Raw genomic sequence first — 16,770 nt, forward strand, 5'->3', positions numbered from 1 at the left:
AAATTATAAAATTTTATATAATACAATGAAAACAAAAATCTTAAAAAAAAATTTTTTACAAAATTTTACTCTTTCGAAAAATGAAAAAATATGATCAAAAAAATAATTGAAAATAAAATCAAAAAAAAAATAAATGTAAAATACATTAAAATTTATAATATAAGTTTTATGCACAAATCTTTAAATAAAGATTCTCACTTTCAAATAATTGTAGTAAGTAATGATTTTTCTAAAATAAAAATACTCAGACGACATCAAATAATTTATAATATTTTATCTCAAGAAATAGGAAAAAAAATACATGGAATAGAAATTTTTACATACTCTAATAAAGAGTGGAAAAAAAAAAAATATAAAAAATTTCATTCTACACAATGTTTACATTTTTTTTAAAAAAATATAAATAAATTTTATCACTTAAATTAAAAAAAAAAAAATGAATACGCAAATAATACAAAAAAAAACTAATGAAATAAAAATAAAAAATACCATTTCTTCAAAAAAAATAGAAAAAAAAATTACAAAAGAACTATTTTTATTAAAAAAAAAAATTTGCATTAATGGATTTCGTAAAGGGAAAGCCCCAAATCAACTTATTGAAAAAAAATTTAGAAATGACGTGTTAAATATGATTTTAAAAAAATCTATAAAAAAACACTTAAAAAATGTAATAAAACAAAAAAAAATAAAAAAATATTCAAATATCGAATATTTCTTAGAAAAATATAAAAAAGGACAAGATTTTAATTATACATTAAAATTTCATATAATTTCTAACAAATTAAAAAAAAAAATAAAATCAATAAAAATTTATAAATTGAAAATAAAAATACAAAAATCAGATATCATAAAAACTATTTTAAATTTTCAAAAAAATATTATACCTTGGACAACAAAAAAAGATTTTATTAAAAAAAATGATAAAATAACTTTTGAATATGAAATTCTTACAGAAAATAAAAAAACAATTTTAAAAAAGAAAAAAAAATCTATATTAATGAATAAAAATTATTTATTTAAAAAAATATATAAATTTTTTTTAAACAAAAAAATAAATGATAAATTTAAAATACAACATAAATTTTCTAAATATCATCCAGAAAAAAAAATTGCTGGAAAAAAAACAATACTAATTATAAAAATAAAAAAAATTCAAGAAAAAACAAACAAAAATATAGATTTTAAAATAATAAAAAAATTTGGAATTCAAGAAAAAAACCTAAAAGAATTAAAAAAAAATATTTTGAAAATATTAAAAGTAGAATCTAATAAAATTTCTCAAACATATTTAAAAAACCAATTTATTAAAAAATGGATTAAAAAAAATTATGAAGAAATTTCCGCAAAAAAAATAACAAAAGAAATAAAATTACTCTATAAAAAGAATTTATTAGAATATAAAAAATATACAAATATATTTGATAAAAAATACAACGAAAATCTAAAAAACAAATGCAAAATTAAACTAATTATACAAAATTTAATACATCAAATTATTACAGAAGAATCATTATTTGTGAGTAAAAAATCAATTAAAAAATTTTTTTATAACATACAAAAAAAACTTTCTACAAACAAAATGTTAAAAAATAAAAAAGTAAAAAAAAAAGATATTATGAATGAAATAAAAAATCATTTACTTGTTGAAAAAACTTTTAATTTTATTTTTAAAAATGTATCTTTACAAGAAAAAAAAACAAATTTTATTCAAGCTTTAAAAAAAAATAGAAAAATAGAAAAAACTTTATAATAATTTGAATATTCAAAAAAAAAAACAAAAAATAAAAAATTAAAAAAATAGAGAAAAAAAATGATATATGAAAATCAAATTAAAAACAGTCACAATGTAATACCAATAGTTATTGAAAAAAATTTTTTTGGAGAAAGATCATTTGATATTTATTCTCGATTATTAAGAGAAAGAATAATATTTTTAACTGGAACTATTAATGACGATTTATCAAATTTAATTATCTCACAACTTTTATTTTTAGAATCAGAAAACGAAAAAAAAGATATTTTTTTGTATATTAATTCTCCTGGTGGAATAGTTTCTTCTGGATTATCTATATATGATACTATAAAATTTATTAAACCTGATGTAAATACTGTTTGTATAGGACAAGCTTCATCAATGGCAGCATTAATACTATCTTCCGGAACTAATGGAAAAAGATTTAGCTTACCAAATTCAAGAATAATGATTCATCAACCATTAGGTGGTTATCAAGGACAAGCTTCAGATATAAAAATACATGCTTTAGAAATTTATAAAATTAAAAAAAAAATTAATAAAATATTATCTTATCATACCAAGCAAAATATAAAAAAAATTGAAAAAGATACAGAAAGAGATTACTTTTTATCTGCAAAAGAAGCGTTAAAATATGGTTTAATAGACTCAATTTTAAAAACAAAAAAATAACCTTAAATAAAAATTTTTTTTAACAAATCTATTTTATTTATAATCAAAAGAGAGGTTTCTTCTATGACAGAAAAAAATGAACAGAACAATTTATATTGTTCTTTTTGCAGAAAAAATCAAAATGAAGTAAAAAAAATTATTGCTGGATCAAAAGCATATATATGCGATCAATGTATTCATTTATGTAACAATATTATCTCTGAAGAAAATACAAAAAAAGAAAAACTATATCAAAAAATATTAACACCTAAAAAAATAAAAAAAAAATTAGATGCTTATGTTATAGGGCAAAAAAAAGTTAAAAAAATATTATCTGTAGCAGTATATAATCATTATAAAAATTTAAAATATCAATACAGCACAAAAAAAAAAAAAATTGAAATTCATAAAAGTAATGTACTGTTAATAGGCCCAACAGGAAGCGGTAAAACTTTACTAGCAGAAACATTAGCTAAAATAATTAATGTTCCCTTCGTAATCACAGATGCAACAACATTAACAGAAGCAGGATATGTCGGAGAAGACGTTGAAAACATTATCCAAAAATTATTACAAAAATGTAATTTTAACATTCAAAAAGCGCAATCTGGAATTATTTATATAGATGAAATAGATAAAATTTCAAAAAAATCAAATAATCCTTCAATAACAAGAGATGTCTCTGGTGAAGGAGTACAACAATCTCTTTTAAAAATTATAGAAGGAACAATTGCATCTATTCCGCAACAAGGAGGAAGGAAACATCCACAACAAGAATTTATACAAATTGATACATCTAATATTTTATTTATATGTGGTGGAACATTTTTAGGAATAGATAAAATTCTCAAAGAAAAAATACATCAAAAATCAAAAATAGGATTTTTCAAAAAAACAAAGAAAAATAAAAACAAAGAAAAAACTGAAGTCCAACCAAAAGATTTAATAAAATTTGGATTAATTCCAGAATTTATTGGAAGATTTCCGATTATAGCAAAACTTAAAAATTTAACTGTAAAAGATTTGACAAAAATTTTAAATAAACCAAAAAATGCATTAATCAAACAATATAAAGAATTATTTAAAATGGACGGAATTAAATTAAAATTTTGTAAAGATTCTATAAAAAAAATAGCAGAAAAATCCGTTTCAAGAAAATCAGGAGCTAGAGGACTGCGAGCAATTTTAGAAAAAATTTTATTAAAAACAATGTATAAAACACCATCTATGAAAAATATAAAAAAAATAATTATTAATAAATCAACAATAACAAAAAAATTAGATCCAAAAATCTTATTTAAAAATAATCAAGAAAAAATATAAAATAATTTTAAAAGAGAAAAATTTATGAAATTAAAAAAAACTCAAATAATTAAAATACCCATACTTCCACTACGAGATATCGTTGTATATCCTTATATGGTTATTCCCTTATTTGTAGGACGTAAAAATTCTATTAAATGTATTAAAAAATCTCTAAAAAGAGATAAAAAAATTATGCTTATTACACAAAAGAAAAATGAAATTGAAGAACCAAAAGAAAAAGATTTATTTAAAATAGGTACAATATCATCTATCTTACAAGTTTTAAAATTACCTGATGGAACAGTAAAAATTTTAATAGAAGGAAAAGAAAGAGCAAAAATAATCAATTTATATTTTAAAAAAAAAATATATATGGGTGAAGTAAAAAAAATTTCTTCCAAAAAAATAACAAAAAAAGAAAATACAATTTTAAAAAGAACTTTATTACATCAATTTGAAAAATATGCAAAATTTAATAAAAAAATCTCATTAGATATACTTGAAGCATTAAAAAAAATAAAAAATATTAAACAATTAACAGATACAATAGCAATACATATTTCTGCAAAAATCACTGATAAACAAAAAATATTAGAAAAAAACGACATAAAAAAAAGATTAGATCATTTAATGATAATGTTGGAATCAGAAATAAATCTTTTTAAAATTGAAAAAAAAATAAGAAATAGAATTAAAAAACAAATGGAGAATAACCAAAAAGAATACTATTTAAATGAACAAATGAAAGCTATTCAAAAAGAACTTAGAAAAAAAGATCCTGATATTGACGAATATACTCTGTTAAAAAAAAAAATAAAATCAGCAAAAATGCCAAAAGATATTAAAAAAACAGTAATAAAAGAACTTAAAAAACTAAAATTAATGCCTTATATGTCTTCAGAAACAACTGTTATCAGAAATTACATTGATTGGATGATAAAAATTCCATGGAAAACACGCACAAAAATAAAAAAAAATTTAAATCACGCATTATTAAAATTAAATGCTGATCATTACGGAATAAAACAAGTAAAAGATAGAATAATAGAATATCTAGCAGTACAAAATAGAAAAAAAAAAATCAAAGGACCAATTTTATGTTTAATAGGACCTCCAGGTGTTGGTAAAACTTCTCTTGGAAAATCAATAGCAAAAGCAACAGGAAGAAAATATATTAGAATGTCTTTAGGAGGAGTAAAAGATGAAGCAGAAATTCGCGGACATCGAAGAACATATATTGGATCAATGCCAGGAAAAATTATACAAAATATATCAAAAATAGGAGTGAAAAACCCTTTATTTTTATTAGATGAAATTGATAAAATGTCTTATGAAGTTAGATCTGATGCATCTTCTGCTTTATTAGAAGTATTAGATCCAGAACAAAACTTTTCATTTAATGATCATTACCTAGAAGTCGAATATGATTTATCTGAAGTTATGTTTATTGCAACTGCAAATTCTCTGAACATCCCAATTCCTTTACTTGACAGAATGGAAATTCTTAAATTAAATGGATATACAGAAGAAGAAAAAATAAAAATTTATGAATCTTATTTAAAACCTAAAAAAATAAAAGAAAACGGATTAAAAAAAAGTGAAATATCAATTACTAAACCAGCAATCATAGATATAATACGTTATTATACAAAAGAAGTAGGAGTAAGAAATTTAGAAAAAAAAATTTCTCAAATATATAGAAAAGTGGTAAAAGAAATTTTATTAAATAAAAAAATTAAAAAAATACATGTAAATCGAAAAAATCTAGGAAAATATTTAGGAATAAAAAAAATTAACCCTAAAAAAATAAATCAACAGAATCAAATAGGACAAGTTACTGGTTTAGCATGGACATCTTATGGTGGAGAAACATTACAAATACAAACTGCATGTGTCTCAGGAAAGGGAAAATTATCTCTAACTGGATATTTAGGAAAAATAATGAAAGAATCTATTCAAACCGCTTTAACTGTTATAAGAACTCAAGCAAAAAAATTACAAATTCCTTTAAATTTTTATAAAAAAAAAGATATACATGTTCATATTCCTGAAGGTGCAACACCTAAAGATGGTCCAAGTGCTGGAATTGCTATATGCACATCAATTGCATCGTCTTTAACAAAAAACCCAGTCAAATCAAAATTTGCTATGACTGGAGAAATTACTTTAAATGGAAATGTTTTATCTATTGGTGGTCTAAAAGAAAAAATTTTAGCTGCTTATAGAGAAGAAATAAAAAATTTTATTATACCTAAAGAAAATGAAAAAGATTTAAAAGATATACCAAAAAAAATTCTTTCAAAAATAAACATACATTTAGTGAAAAATATTCAAGAAGTGTTAATATTATCTTTACAAAAGAATCCATATAAATAATTTTTAATTTTTTTCAAAATCATCTCTAATAAAAAATAAAGGAATTAATATAATGAAAGAAATTATAGAAAAAATAAGAAAAACACTTATCATAAAAGTAATAATAACAATATTTTTAGGTATTGTTTTAGTAATGAATTTTCCGACTATAATAAAATATATAGAAAAACATCATAAAATGTTTTTTTCATTTACAAAAATAAGTGAATTTTTTGACTGGTTTACAAACTCAGATAAAAAAAAAGATAAAGATGATGATCACAGTAAAAATCCAAAACATATTCATATCCACTCTTCTTTATACAAAAATTTTCCTTGGAATTTTACTAATAATAATATAAATAATAATTATAAAAAAAAAACACTCTTTAATGTAAAAACATTTACATCAAAAATTAATAAAAATTTTTTTTTTAACAAAAAAAAAATACTTAATGAAGATATAAAAAAAAAAAATCAAAATAACCAAAAACAAAAAAAATATAATAAAAATCTCATAAAAAATTTTTTTTTTACAAAAACAAAAATTAATTTTGAAAAAAATTTTTTACCCAAGCTAAAAAAGCAAGAAAAAATAAAAAATTTTTATATTCAAAACATAAAAATATTTAAAAAAAAAAAAAAATTTAAAATAAAATTCATCAAAATATTTTTAAATATTAATAAACAGATATCTTTTTTAGAAAAAAAATTTAACAATAATTATACAAATAAAATAAAAATTTTTAATATCTGCAAAAAAAAAATAAAATATTTTCAATTAAAATTAAATGAAAAAAAAATAAATCAAAAAAATGTAATCACAAAAAACGAATTTTTTTCTATTAATCAAACAAATTATTTTCATTTAATAAAAAAAAAATTTTATTTAAAACCACAACAAACAAAATGGTTTTCAATAAAAAAAATTCCTCAAATATTAAATAACAAGAATATAAGGAAATTTTTAGAAAAAAAAAAATCTATAATAACTCAAAAAACTGTTAATTATATTTTTTTGAACAAAAAAAAAAAATATATAATACAAATAAATGGATTTAAAAAATCTATTAATAAATCATTAAGAATAAAAAAAATAATAAATTTTGTCACAAAAAATGAACTAAAAAGAAATCAATTAAATAAATTTAATCAAGTACAAAAAAATAAAAAAAAAAATTTATTAAACAACTGTAAGAAAAAAAAATTATATTTTATTCAAAAAAAAAAATATAAACAAAAAAAAATTTTTCAAAGTCATATCTTGAAAAAAATATCTATTAAAATAACGCCAATCTACATTGCAACCACTAATTATAAAGATAAATGGATGATACTAAAATTATGCAAAAAACTTTACAAAAAAAACCTTATGAAAAAAAAAATTCATATCATATAAAAAATATAAAACAAATCTAAAGAAATTATTTTTTTTATTTAACACTAGAAAATATAAAATTTTCTAAATACTTTCAATAAAAAATTTATAATAGATTATTAAAATTTTTTTTAAAATATATAATGAAATTTATTTAAAATATTACGATGAATAGTAAAAACAGGATTATCTTGTGAGATTATTTAAGCAATTAAGTTGGTATTTTATGCAAGAATGGAAAAGATATTTAGGATCAGTATTCATCTTAATTATCATTTCATTTCTTCAAATTATTCCTCCTAAAATAGTAGGAATTTTAGTTGATTCAATTATAAAAAAAAATACTAGTTTTCAAGAATCAATTAAATGGATTTATATAATGGCATTGATAGCATTTTCAATATATCTTTTAAGATACATATGGAGAATACTATTATTTGGAGCATCATATAAATTAGCAATAAAATTAAGAGCAATATTTTATAAAGCTATTATTAAACAAAATTCAGATTTTTATTTAAAAAATAGAACAGGTGATTTAATTACACGTGTTAGTAACGATATCGAAAGAATTGTATTTGCTGCTGGAGAAGGTGTACTCACATTAGTTGATTCAACAGTAATGGGGCTTTCTGTTTTAACAGTTATGTGTACACAAATAAGTTATAAATTAACATTATTTACATTAATTCCTATGCCAATTATGACAATTTTTATTCAAAAATATGGTGCTGAATTACATAAAAAATTTTTTAAATATCAAAAATCTTTTTCTATTGTAAATAATAAAACACAAGAAATTCTTACTAGTATTAGAATGGTAAGAGCATTTGGATTAGAAAAAATTCAATTAAACGAATTTTTAAAATTAATTAAAAAATCCAGCAAAAAAAACATAAAAGTAGCACAAGTAGATGCAAAATTTGATCCAGTAATATATCTATCTATTGCATTCTCAAATCTTTTAGCAATTTCTAGTGGAAGTTGGTTAGTTTGGAACAATATTATAACATTAGGACAATTAACAAGCTTCATTATGTACCTTGGGTTAATGATTTGGCCGATGTTAGCATTAGCATGGATGTTTAACATTGTTGAAAGAGGAAGTTCAGCATGGAATCGCATACAAAAAATAATAAATTTTCCTATTTCTGTAAAAAATGGAAATAAAATATTTCCAAAAAAACCAAAAAATTTAGAGATAAAAATAAAAAAATTTTTTTATAAAAAAAGTAAAAAACCTTCATTAAGAAACATATTCATATCTATAAAAAATGGAAAAATCTTAGGAGTATGTGGACCAACAGGATCAGGAAAAAGCACTTTATTTCAATTAATACAACGAAATTTTGATGTATCAAATGGAAAAATTTTATATGACAATATTCCATTATATAAATATAAATTAAAACAATGGAAAAAAAAAATTACAACAGTAAATCAAGAAACTTTTTTATTTTCTGATAGTATTTTAAATAATATTACTTTTGGAAAAAAAGATATTACATTAAAAAAAGTGCAAAAATATTTAAAAATAGTTGAAATAAATAATGAAATTTTAAAATTAAAAAATCAATATAACACTTTAATAGGAGAAAATGGAATCTTATTATCTGGAGGTCAAAAACAAAGAATAGCTATTGCTCGTGCTTTAATTTTAAAACCTGAAATTCTTATTTTAGATGATGCTTTATCTGCAGTTGATGGAAATACAGAAAAAAATATTTTAAAAAATATTTTTAAATGGAAAAGTAAAAATACTACAATTATTATGAGTTCTCATAAACTTTCAACATTAAGAAAAGCACATGAAATTATTATTATGAATCGAGGGAAAATTGTTAATAGAGGTTCGCATTCTGAACTAATAAAAAATAAAAACTGGTATAGCATTTCACTTTCCTATAAAAAGAAATTAAAAATTGAACAAAAATGTAAGAAAAGGATATAATGCATGCACAATTTTATAAAATTTTGGCCTACTTTAAAAAGATTAGTAGAATATGGAAAACCTTTTAAAAAAAAACTTTTTTTAGGAATTTTTTTACTTTTATCTGCTGCATTATCTGAAGTTTTAGGACCAATTTTAATTAGTAATTTTATAAAAAATATATTAGAAAAACATCAATGTTCAAAAACAATTATTTTATCTAATATGCTCGGATTTATCATATTACAAGTATCATCAGTTATTTTATACTATTCTCAAAATATCATATTTAATAAAATATCGATAAGAATTATTCAAAATTTAAGATACGATGTCATGAAATCTACACTGATGCTACCAATTAAAGTTTATGATCGTCAGCCAATAGGACATATTATTTCAAAAATAACTAATGATACTGAATCTATCAGAGAACTATATGATACAACTCTTGGATCAGTTGTAAATAGCTCAGTATTAGTATTTATAGTAATAATAGCTATGTTTATTTTATCATGGAGAATGGCGTGTATTGCTATTATTTTAGTTCCAATTGTATTGTTAATAATGTTTGCATATCAACATTATAGTATTCCAATATTAAAAAAAATTAGACATTATTTATCAAAAATATATCATGAATTTAACGAAATAGTAAATGGAATAACAGTCATTCAACAATTTCAACAAGAAAAAAAATTTTTAAAAAAAATAATTGATACAAGTTATATGCATTATAAATACAAAATGCAAGCATTGAAATTAGAAGGATTTTTACTACGACCTTTATTGAACTTTTTATCATCAATGATCTTATGTGGAATTATGCTATTATGCATAATGTCAGATGTTAATACATTTAAAGTAGGAGTTTTATACGCATTTATTAGTTATTTATCTCGTTTAAATGAACCATTAATTTCTGTTGCTAGTCAACAACCACTTTTACAAAAAGCTGTAGTTGCAGGAGAAAGAATTTTTGAATTAATGGATACTCCTAAACAAAAATACGGATCTATCAAAAAAAAAATTCAAAATGGTAATATAAACATCAAAAATTTATTTTTTAAATATAAAAAAAAAGATCCATATATATTAAAAAATATAAATATAGAAATTAAAAAAAATAAATTTATTGCTTTTGTGGGAAAAACAGGAAGTGGAAAAAGTACCTTAGCAAGCTTGTTAATGGGATATTATAAACCAAACAATGGAAAAATCCTTTTAGATAAAGAAAAAATACAAAATATAAGTCACTTTACATTACGAAATTCTATTTCATTAATTCAACAAGAACCTATTATATTACCAGTTAGTATATTAAAAAATATTACATTAGGGAAAAAAATTGAATATGAAAAAATCATTAAAATAATAAAACTAGTACATTTAAATGAATTAATTTTATCCTTACCGAAAGGAATATATACTAATCTTAGTGAACAAGGTAAAAACTTATCAGTTGGACAAAAACAATTAATATCTATTGCAAGAGCATTAATAAGAAATCCAAAAATATTGATATTAGATGAAGCTACAGCAAACATAGATTCTTTAACAGAAAAATTAATTCAAAAATCTTTATTTGAAATTAGAAAAAAAACTACTTTAATTATGATTGCACATAGATTATCTACTGTAAAAAAAGCAGATAAAATAATAGTATTAAATAAAGGAAAAATTGTTGAACAAGGAAATCATAAAAAATTAATGAGTATGAAGAAAAAATATTATGAAATGTATAAATCTCAATTATTAAAAGAAAAACACAAATCTCTTTTAAAATAATTTTTTTATTAAGTGCTTTATTCATAAAATCTATATGCATGTATGATTTAAAATAGCTGCTTCTTCCCAGACCTGACTAATTTTTTAAACCAAAGAACATCATATAGCTTACTTATAAAGCACTTAAAAAAAACTCTATTTTGAAATATACATTATTTTAAATAAAAATACAAGAAATCTTTTTATATTTTCAAAATTATTTTTATACATCATTATAATGAAAATTCATTTTAATTATGATAGCATATAAAAACATAAATGGTAAAAATATGACATATCAAATTTTTGCGCGTAAATGGAGACCAGAAAATTTTAAAGAAGTTATTGGTCAAAAATATATAATAAAAGCTCTTTCTAATAGTATAAAATTACAAAGAATACACCAAGCATGGATTTTATGTGGAACAAGAGGGGTAGGAAAAACAACAATTGCAAGAATTTTAGCAAAATGTTTAAATTGTCGAAAAAAAATTTCTATAAAACCATGTAAAAAATGTAAATCTTGTAAAGAAATAAAAAAAAATTGTAATCCAGATTTAATCGAAATAGATGCTGCTTCAAAAACAAAAGTTGAAGATATAAAAGAACTATTAGAAAATTCAAAGTATTCTCCTATTAAAGAAAGATTTAAAATATTTTTAATTGATGAAGTGCATATGTTATCTAGATACAGTTTCAATGCACTGTTAAAAACATTAGAAGAACCTCCGAAACATGTAAAATTTATATTTGCAACAACAAATATAGAAAAAATCCCTCAAACAATTGTTTCTCGATGTATCTTACTACATTTAAAAAAAATAAAAGAAAAGAAAATTAGATATCAACTAAAAAAAATACTTAAACATGAAGAAATATTTTTTGAACAAAAAACATTACAATTAATTTCTTCTGCAGCAAATGGAAGTATGAGAGATGCATTGAGTTTGATTGAACAAGCAATAGCAATAGGAAATGGAAAAATTTTTAAAAAAAATGTTAAAAAAATGTTAGGAATATATAAATATGAAAATTTTATACATTTAATATCAGCAATATTAGATAAAAAAATTAAAAAAATTTATTTTTTTCAAGAAAAAATCTTATCTTTGGATGTTGAACCAGATAAAATATTAATTGAATTATTAAATTTATTACATTATATATATGTCCTAAAACTATATTCAATAAAATGGAAAACAAAAAAATATAATGACAATCATATAAAAATTTTAAAAAATATTTCTCAAAAAAAAAGTTTCACAGAAATTCAAAATTGTTATTCCATTCTATTAAATGGAAGAAAAGATCTACCTTTTTCTCCTTCAAAAAAATTAGGTATGGAAATGACTTTATTAAAAACATTAGAAATAAAAAAATCTTAAATAACATACTTTCACATTAAAGAGAAAAAATAAAATGTTTAACAAAGAAAATTTAGGAAATTTAATGCAACAAGCTCAAAAAATACAAAAAAATATGAAAAATATTCAAAAAGAAATAAAATCTATTGAAGTCACAGGAGAATCTGGAGCAGGATTAATTAAAATAACTTTAAACGGAAATAACAATTGTAAAAAAATAGAAATTGACTCTAATTTATTTAAAGAAGAAGACAAAGAAATTATTGAAGATTTAATAGTGGCTGCATTTAATAATGCTATTATGAAAATCTCTGAAGAAAAAAAGAAAAGAATCTCTAAACTTTCTCATGGAATGCCTTTACCAAAAGATATTAACTTAAATATATAAAATCCTATAAAAAATTTTATTACTAAAATAAAAAATGACAATTTTTTTAAAAAAATTTCATAAAAAGAGGATAAAAATGCATATTTTTTTAATCGGAGCTCCAAATTCAGGAAAAGGAACACAAGCAAAATTTATTTCAGAAAAATATAATATACCGAAAATATCTATAGGAGATTTATTAAGAAAAATTATTCAAAAAAAAAATAAAAAATCTAAAGATATTCAAAAAAAAATTCGTCAAGGTGAATTAATCGATGATCATATAATTTCATCATTAATAAAAAAAAGATTACTGAAAAAAGATTGTTCTCAAGGATATATTTTAGATGGATACCCTAGAACATTAAATCAAGCAAAAATGATTCAAAAAAAAAAAATTAAAATAGATTTAATATTAGAATTAATAGTTTTAGAAAAAAATATAATTAAAAGAGCCTTAGGCAGGAAAATTCATGAACCATCAGGAAGAATATATCACAAAATTTATAATCCACCATTAAAAAAAAATAAAGATGATATTACAGGAGAGAAATTAGTTACTAGAAAAGATGATACGATAGAAATTATTCAAAAAAGATTCTCTCAATATCAATTATCTCAAAAAGAAATTTTTAAATATTGTATAGAAAAAAAAATAAAATACATTAAAATTAATGGAAATAAAAAACAAATTCCTATTAAAAAAGAAATAGAAAAAATTTTAAATAAATATTATCACTCAAAATGCGCTTTACAGGATTCGAACCTGTGACCCACGGCTTAGAAGGCCGTTGCTCTATCCAACTGAGCTAAAAGCGCTAAAATATTCTTTTAAAAAAAATTATAAAATATATTATAAATTATTTTTTTAAAAAAAACTAGCGAATTTATAAGTAAATTATAAAAAATTTAATATATAAAAATAATTTTCTATAATAAAAATTATAGACATTTCAAAGAGAAAAAAAATGATTTCTAAAATTATCAACGGAAAAAAAATAGCAAAAAAAATTCAAAAAAAACTAAAAAAAAAAATCCTTAAAAGAAAAATGAATAAATTAATTATTCCAAAATTAGCCGTTCTTCTTATAGGAGATAATGAATCTTCAAAAATCTATATTAAAAATAAAAAAATAGCATGTAAAAAAATCGGAATTATATCAAAAACATATACTTTTCCTCAAAAAATATTAGAAATAGATATTATCAAAAAAATTAAAAAATTAAATACAAATAAATCTATACATGGAATTCTTGTACAACTACCATTACCAAAAAAAATAAATACATTAAAAGTTTTAAGAGAAATATCTTATAAAAAAGATGTTGATGGTTTTCATCCATTAAACATTGGTCTTTTATGTCAAAGAAACCCAAATTTAAGAGCTTGTACACCTTTAGGAATTATGACTCTTTTAAAAAAATATAAAATTAAAATTCAAGGAATCAATGCTCTAATAATAGGAGCTTCTAATATTGTTGGAAGACCAATGATGCTAGAACTGTTATTAGCGGGATGTACAACAACAATTGCTCATAGATTTACAAAAAATTTATATCAATATATTAAAAATGCAGATTTAATAGTTATCGCTATTGGAAAAGCAAATTTTTTAAAAGGAAAATGGATTAAAGAAGGAGCAATTATTATTGATGTAGGAATTAACAGATTAAAAAATGGAAAGATAGTTGGAGATGCAGACTTTAATTCAATTTATAAAAAAGCATCATATATTACTCCTGTTCCTGGAGGAGTTGGACCAATGACAGTTACAAGTTTATTAAAAAATACAATTTATATTTGTGAAAAATATCACGATAGATAAAGAAGAAAACAAAAATTATGAAATAATTTTCCAAAATGTTTTATCTTTTCTATCCTCTATATATACTCCTAACTTAAATAGTTTTTTTCTTAAAGAATCAGATTTTTCCCACAAACATAATTTTCTTGCTTTTTCTCGTAATTTAATTAATTTTTTAATTTTTTCGATTTTTATACGTTTTACTTTTTTTTCATTTAAAATATCATAATTATTTTTTTTATAATTTTTTTTTAAATTAAAAAAACCTAAAATTCTACCTAAATAGAATAATTTTCTAGACAAAAACTCAACTTTTTTAAAATTTCCAGAATAAAATAAAAAAATTATTTTTTTCGATAATTTTAATAAAATTAATAAAGCTTCTCTAGTATTAAAGTTATCATTCATATATTTTTGAAACAACACAAAATAACTACATGAACTACATTTTAATTTTAATTTAAATTTTTTTTTATTTACAAAATTTATACAAAAATAAAATTTTTTTATAATTTCTTCAGATTTTTTTAAATTTTTTATATCAAAATAAATAGGATGTCGATAATTTGTAGAAAGTAAATAATACCGTATTGAATCAGAAAAAAACTGTTTTTTTAATTCTTTGATTAAAAAAATATTACCAAAAGATTTAGACATTTTTTTATTTTTTAAAATAATCATACCAGTATGCATCCAATAATTTACATACTTTTTTTGATTAAAACATGAAGATTGCGCATTTTCATTTTCATGATGCGGAAATATTAAATCACTACCTCCTCCATGAAGATCTAAATTTTTTCCGAAATATTTATAATTAATTACAGAACATTCTATATGCCATCCAGGTCTTCCTGGACCCCAAGGAGAATCCCAAAAAAAATCTTTTTTATTTTTACGATTTTTCCATAAAATAAAATCATTTTTCTTACAAAAACAAAAATTTTTAAAATTTTTTTTTTGATGATATTTTCTAGAAAGCTCTCCATAGTTTTTAAAACTTTTTATAGAAAAAACAACATCCCCATGAATATTAATATATGCAAATTTTTTTTTTAATAAAGTGGAAATAAAAAAAATTATTTCTGAAATATGATCTGTAACTAAAGGCTCAAAGGTAGGTTTTAAAATATTTAATGAATTAAAGTCAAAATTCATTTCATGAATCATGTTTTGTGTTAAAATTTTATAATGAATATTTTTTAATTTTGCTTTCTTAATAATTTTATCATCAATATCTGTAATATTTCTAACATATTTAACTTTATATCCTATTTCTCTAAAATATCGATAAACAACATCAAAAAATATAAATGTCCTAGCATGTCCAATATGACAAAAATCATATACAGTCACACCGCATACATACATAAAAATTTTTTTTTTTTTAATTGATTTGAAAATTTCTTTTTTTCGAGTTAAAGTATTAAATATTTTTAACATTTATTTTCTCTATCTTAAATATTCTGGAAAAAATAATTCTTACAAGAAATATCATCATGTATAAAAAACTCAAAAAAATTTTAAATTTCCCAACATTATTTACATTTAAAATTATATGTTTTAATAAAAAAAATATAATGAAAAAAATTGATTTAAAAATTCAAAAAAAAAAAATTGTTGTTAAAAGAAAAAAATTTAAAGTCAGTAAAAAAGAAAAATATTTATCTTATGAAATTAAGATTGAAGCAAAAAATTTTCTTGAAATAAAATATATTTACAAAAAAATTAGTCATTTAAAATTTGTAAAAATAATTTTTTAAATAAAATTTTATTCTGTTCAGTACTGAATATTTTTATTTTTTTCTAAAAAGTACTGAACAGTTTTTAAAATTTTATGAACAAAATATTTTTAAAATCATAAAACTTTAATAAAAAAACTATACACTGGTAACGTTAGCTGCAGATGGACCTTTAGCTCCTTCTGTAATTTCAAATTCTACACTTTGTCCTTCTGCTAAAGTTTTAAACCCATTACTTTGAATAGCTGAAAAATGTACAAAAACATCTTTACTACCATCTTCAGGAGTAATAAATCCAAAACCTTTTGATTCATTAAACCATTTAACATTACCTCTAATCTTAGACATCTTTT

General features: G+C 20.2%; 15 protein-coding genes, 1 tRNA gene and 1 other RNA gene. 13 read left to right on the forward strand and 4 right to left on the reverse strand.

Going from position 1 to position 16,770, the window contains the following annotated elements; genetic code table 11:
• The first annotated feature begins 90 nt into the window (after window positions 1-90).
• The 8 genes from AB4W52_RS01650 (at window position 91) to AB4W52_RS01685 (ending at window position 11,160) form a co-directional block, all read left to right on the forward strand.
• Window positions 91-393 carry a BolA family protein gene (locus AB4W52_RS01650; RefSeq protein WP_367675219.1) on the forward strand — a complete coding sequence of 101 codons (303 nt, stop codon included), beginning with the start codon at window positions 91-93 and terminating at the stop codon, window positions 391-393.
• 43 nt (window positions 394-436) lie between these two features.
• A complete protein-coding gene (locus AB4W52_RS01655; RefSeq protein WP_367675220.1) occupies window positions 437-1,750 on the forward strand; it encodes a trigger factor in 1,314 nt (437 codons plus the stop codon).
• Window positions 1,751-1,810: 60 nt separating this feature from the next.
• Window positions 1,811-2,425 carry an ATP-dependent Clp endopeptidase proteolytic subunit ClpP gene (gene clpP / locus AB4W52_RS01660; protein WP_367675221.1) on the forward strand — a complete coding sequence of 205 codons (615 nt, stop codon included), beginning with the start codon at window positions 1,811-1,813 and terminating at the stop codon, window positions 2,423-2,425.
• A gap of 63 nt (window positions 2,426-2,488) precedes the next feature.
• Window positions 2,489-3,727: an ATP-dependent Clp protease ATP-binding subunit ClpX gene (gene clpX / locus AB4W52_RS01665; protein WP_367675222.1), complete on the forward strand. Its 1,239-nt coding sequence runs from the start codon at window positions 2,489-2,491 to the stop codon at window positions 3,725-3,727.
• Window positions 3,728-3,751: 24 nt separating this feature from the next.
• Complete coding sequence (gene lon, locus AB4W52_RS01670; protein WP_367675223.1) at window positions 3,752-6,085, forward strand: endopeptidase La; 2,334 nt, start codon at window positions 3,752-3,754, stop codon at window positions 6,083-6,085.
• A 52-nt stretch (window positions 6,086-6,137) separates the two neighbouring features.
• Entirely contained in the window at window positions 6,138-7,463 is a 1,326-nt protein-coding gene (locus tag AB4W52_RS01675) for a hypothetical protein (RefSeq protein ID WP_367675224.1), read from the forward strand.
• A gap of 172 nt (window positions 7,464-7,635) precedes the next feature.
• The gene (locus AB4W52_RS01680; protein WP_367675225.1) at window positions 7,636-9,393 is read left to right on the forward strand and encodes an ABC transporter transmembrane domain-containing protein; all 1,758 of its coding nucleotides are present in this window, start codon (window positions 7,636-7,638) and stop codon (window positions 9,391-9,393) included.
• 3 nt (window positions 9,394-9,396) lie between these two features.
• Window positions 9,397-11,160, forward strand: a complete 1,764-nt coding sequence (locus AB4W52_RS01685) for a SmdB family multidrug efflux ABC transporter permease/ATP-binding protein (RefSeq protein ID WP_367675226.1) — start codon at window positions 9,397-9,399, stop codon at window positions 11,158-11,160.
• An 18-nt stretch (window positions 11,161-11,178) separates the two neighbouring features.
• Here the strand turns inward: AB4W52_RS01685 and ffs are convergent.
• An RNA gene (ffs, locus tag AB4W52_RS01690) (signal recognition particle sRNA small type) lies at window positions 11,179-11,274 on the reverse strand.
• 155 nt (window positions 11,275-11,429) lie between these two features.
• On the opposite strand from ffs, the gene dnaX reads away from it, so the two are divergent.
• From dnaX to AB4W52_RS01705, 3 genes are all read left to right on the forward strand, one after another.
• Window positions 11,430-12,524: a DNA polymerase III subunit gamma/tau gene (gene dnaX / locus AB4W52_RS01695; protein WP_367675227.1), complete on the forward strand. Its 1,095-nt coding sequence runs from the start codon at window positions 11,430-11,432 to the stop codon at window positions 12,522-12,524.
• 34 nt (window positions 12,525-12,558) lie between these two features.
• Window positions 12,559-12,891, forward strand: a complete 333-nt coding sequence (locus AB4W52_RS01700; protein ID WP_367675228.1) for a YbaB/EbfC family nucleoid-associated protein — start codon at window positions 12,559-12,561, stop codon at window positions 12,889-12,891.
• A 76-nt stretch (window positions 12,892-12,967) separates the two neighbouring features.
• Window positions 12,968-13,642, forward strand: coding sequence for an adenylate kinase family protein (locus AB4W52_RS01705; protein WP_367675229.1), 675 nt, complete (start codon window positions 12,968-12,970; stop codon window positions 13,640-13,642).
• On the opposite strand, the gene AB4W52_RS01710 is transcribed toward AB4W52_RS01705, so the two are convergent.
• Window positions 13,616-13,689, reverse strand: a tRNA-Arg gene (locus AB4W52_RS01710). The two genes, AB4W52_RS01705 and AB4W52_RS01710, sit on opposite strands and share 27 nt — an antisense overlap.
• A gap of 149 nt (window positions 13,690-13,838) precedes the next feature.
• On the opposite strand from AB4W52_RS01710, the gene folD reads away from it, so the two are divergent.
• On the forward strand, window positions 13,839-14,696 hold the full coding sequence (folD, locus tag AB4W52_RS01715) for a bifunctional methylenetetrahydrofolate dehydrogenase/methenyltetrahydrofolate cyclohydrolase FolD (protein WP_367675230.1): 858 nt from the start codon (window positions 13,839-13,841) through the stop codon (window positions 14,694-14,696).
• A 15-nt stretch (window positions 14,697-14,711) separates the two neighbouring features.
• Here folD and cysS read toward each other — a convergent pair whose 3' ends face one another.
• Window positions 14,712-16,118: a cysteine--tRNA ligase gene (gene cysS / locus AB4W52_RS01720; RefSeq protein ID WP_367675231.1), complete on the reverse strand. Its 1,407-nt coding sequence runs from the start codon at window positions 16,116-16,118 to the stop codon at window positions 14,712-14,714.
• A 56-nt stretch (window positions 16,119-16,174) separates the two neighbouring features.
• Between cysS and AB4W52_RS01725 the strand changes: the two genes are divergently transcribed.
• On the forward strand, window positions 16,175-16,438 hold the full coding sequence (locus tag AB4W52_RS01725) for a DUF493 family protein (RefSeq protein WP_367675232.1): 264 nt from the start codon (window positions 16,175-16,177) through the stop codon (window positions 16,436-16,438).
• Window positions 16,439-16,555: 117 nt separating this feature from the next.
• Here AB4W52_RS01725 and cspE read toward each other — a convergent pair whose 3' ends face one another.
• Entirely contained in the window at window positions 16,556-16,765 is a 210-nt protein-coding gene (cspE, locus tag AB4W52_RS01730) for a transcription antiterminator/RNA stability regulator CspE (RefSeq protein ID WP_367675233.1), read from the reverse strand.
• Window positions 16,766-16,770: the final 5 nt, after the last annotated feature.

This window comes from Buchnera aphidicola (Chaetosiphella stipae setosa), from assembly GCF_964059095.1.
In the GTDB taxonomy this organism is placed as follows: Bacteria; Pseudomonadota; Gammaproteobacteria; order Enterobacterales; family Enterobacteriaceae; genus Buchnera_J; species Buchnera_J aphidicola_BP.

Excerpts from the sequence above, each read along its gene's own strand:
- AB4W52_RS01705 (WP_367675229.1), top strand. The coding sequence starts at position 12,968 with ATGCATATTTTTTTAATCGGAGCTCCAAATTCAGGAAAAGGAACACAA.
- AB4W52_RS01700 (WP_367675228.1), top strand. The coding sequence starts at position 12,559 with ATGTTTAACAAAGAAAATTTAGGAAATTTAATGCAACAAGCTCAAAAA.
- lon (WP_367675223.1), top strand. The coding sequence starts at position 3,752 with ATGAAATTAAAAAAAACTCAAATAATTAAAATACCCATACTTCCACTA.
- AB4W52_RS01650 (WP_367675219.1), top strand. The coding sequence starts at position 91 with ATGATCAAAAAAATAATTGAAAATAAAATCAAAAAAAAAATAAATGTA.
- folD (WP_367675230.1), top strand. The coding sequence starts at position 13,839 with ATGATTTCTAAAATTATCAACGGAAAAAAAATAGCAAAAAAAATTCAA.
- dnaX (WP_367675227.1), top strand. The coding sequence starts at position 11,430 with ATGACATATCAAATTTTTGCGCGTAAATGGAGACCAGAAAATTTTAAA.
- clpX (WP_367675222.1), top strand. The coding sequence starts at position 2,489 with ATGACAGAAAAAAATGAACAGAACAATTTATATTGTTCTTTTTGCAGA.
- AB4W52_RS01685 (WP_367675226.1), top strand. The coding sequence starts at position 9,397 with ATGCACAATTTTATAAAATTTTGGCCTACTTTAAAAAGATTAGTAGAA.
- AB4W52_RS01725 (WP_367675232.1), top strand. The coding sequence starts at position 16,175 with ATGTATAAAAAACTCAAAAAAATTTTAAATTTCCCAACATTATTTACA.
- cspE (WP_367675233.1), bottom strand. The coding sequence starts at position 16,765 with ATGTCTAAGATTAGAGGTAATGTTAAATGGTTTAATGAATCAAAAGGT.
- cysS (WP_367675231.1), bottom strand. The coding sequence starts at position 16,118 with ATGTTAAAAATATTTAATACTTTAACTCGAAAAAAAGAAATTTTCAAA.
- AB4W52_RS01675 (WP_367675224.1), top strand. The coding sequence starts at position 6,138 with ATGAAAGAAATTATAGAAAAAATAAGAAAAACACTTATCATAAAAGTA.
- clpP (WP_367675221.1), top strand. The coding sequence starts at position 1,811 with ATGATATATGAAAATCAAATTAAAAACAGTCACAATGTAATACCAATA.
- AB4W52_RS01655 (WP_367675220.1), top strand. The coding sequence starts at position 437 with ATGAATACGCAAATAATACAAAAAAAAACTAATGAAATAAAAATAAAA.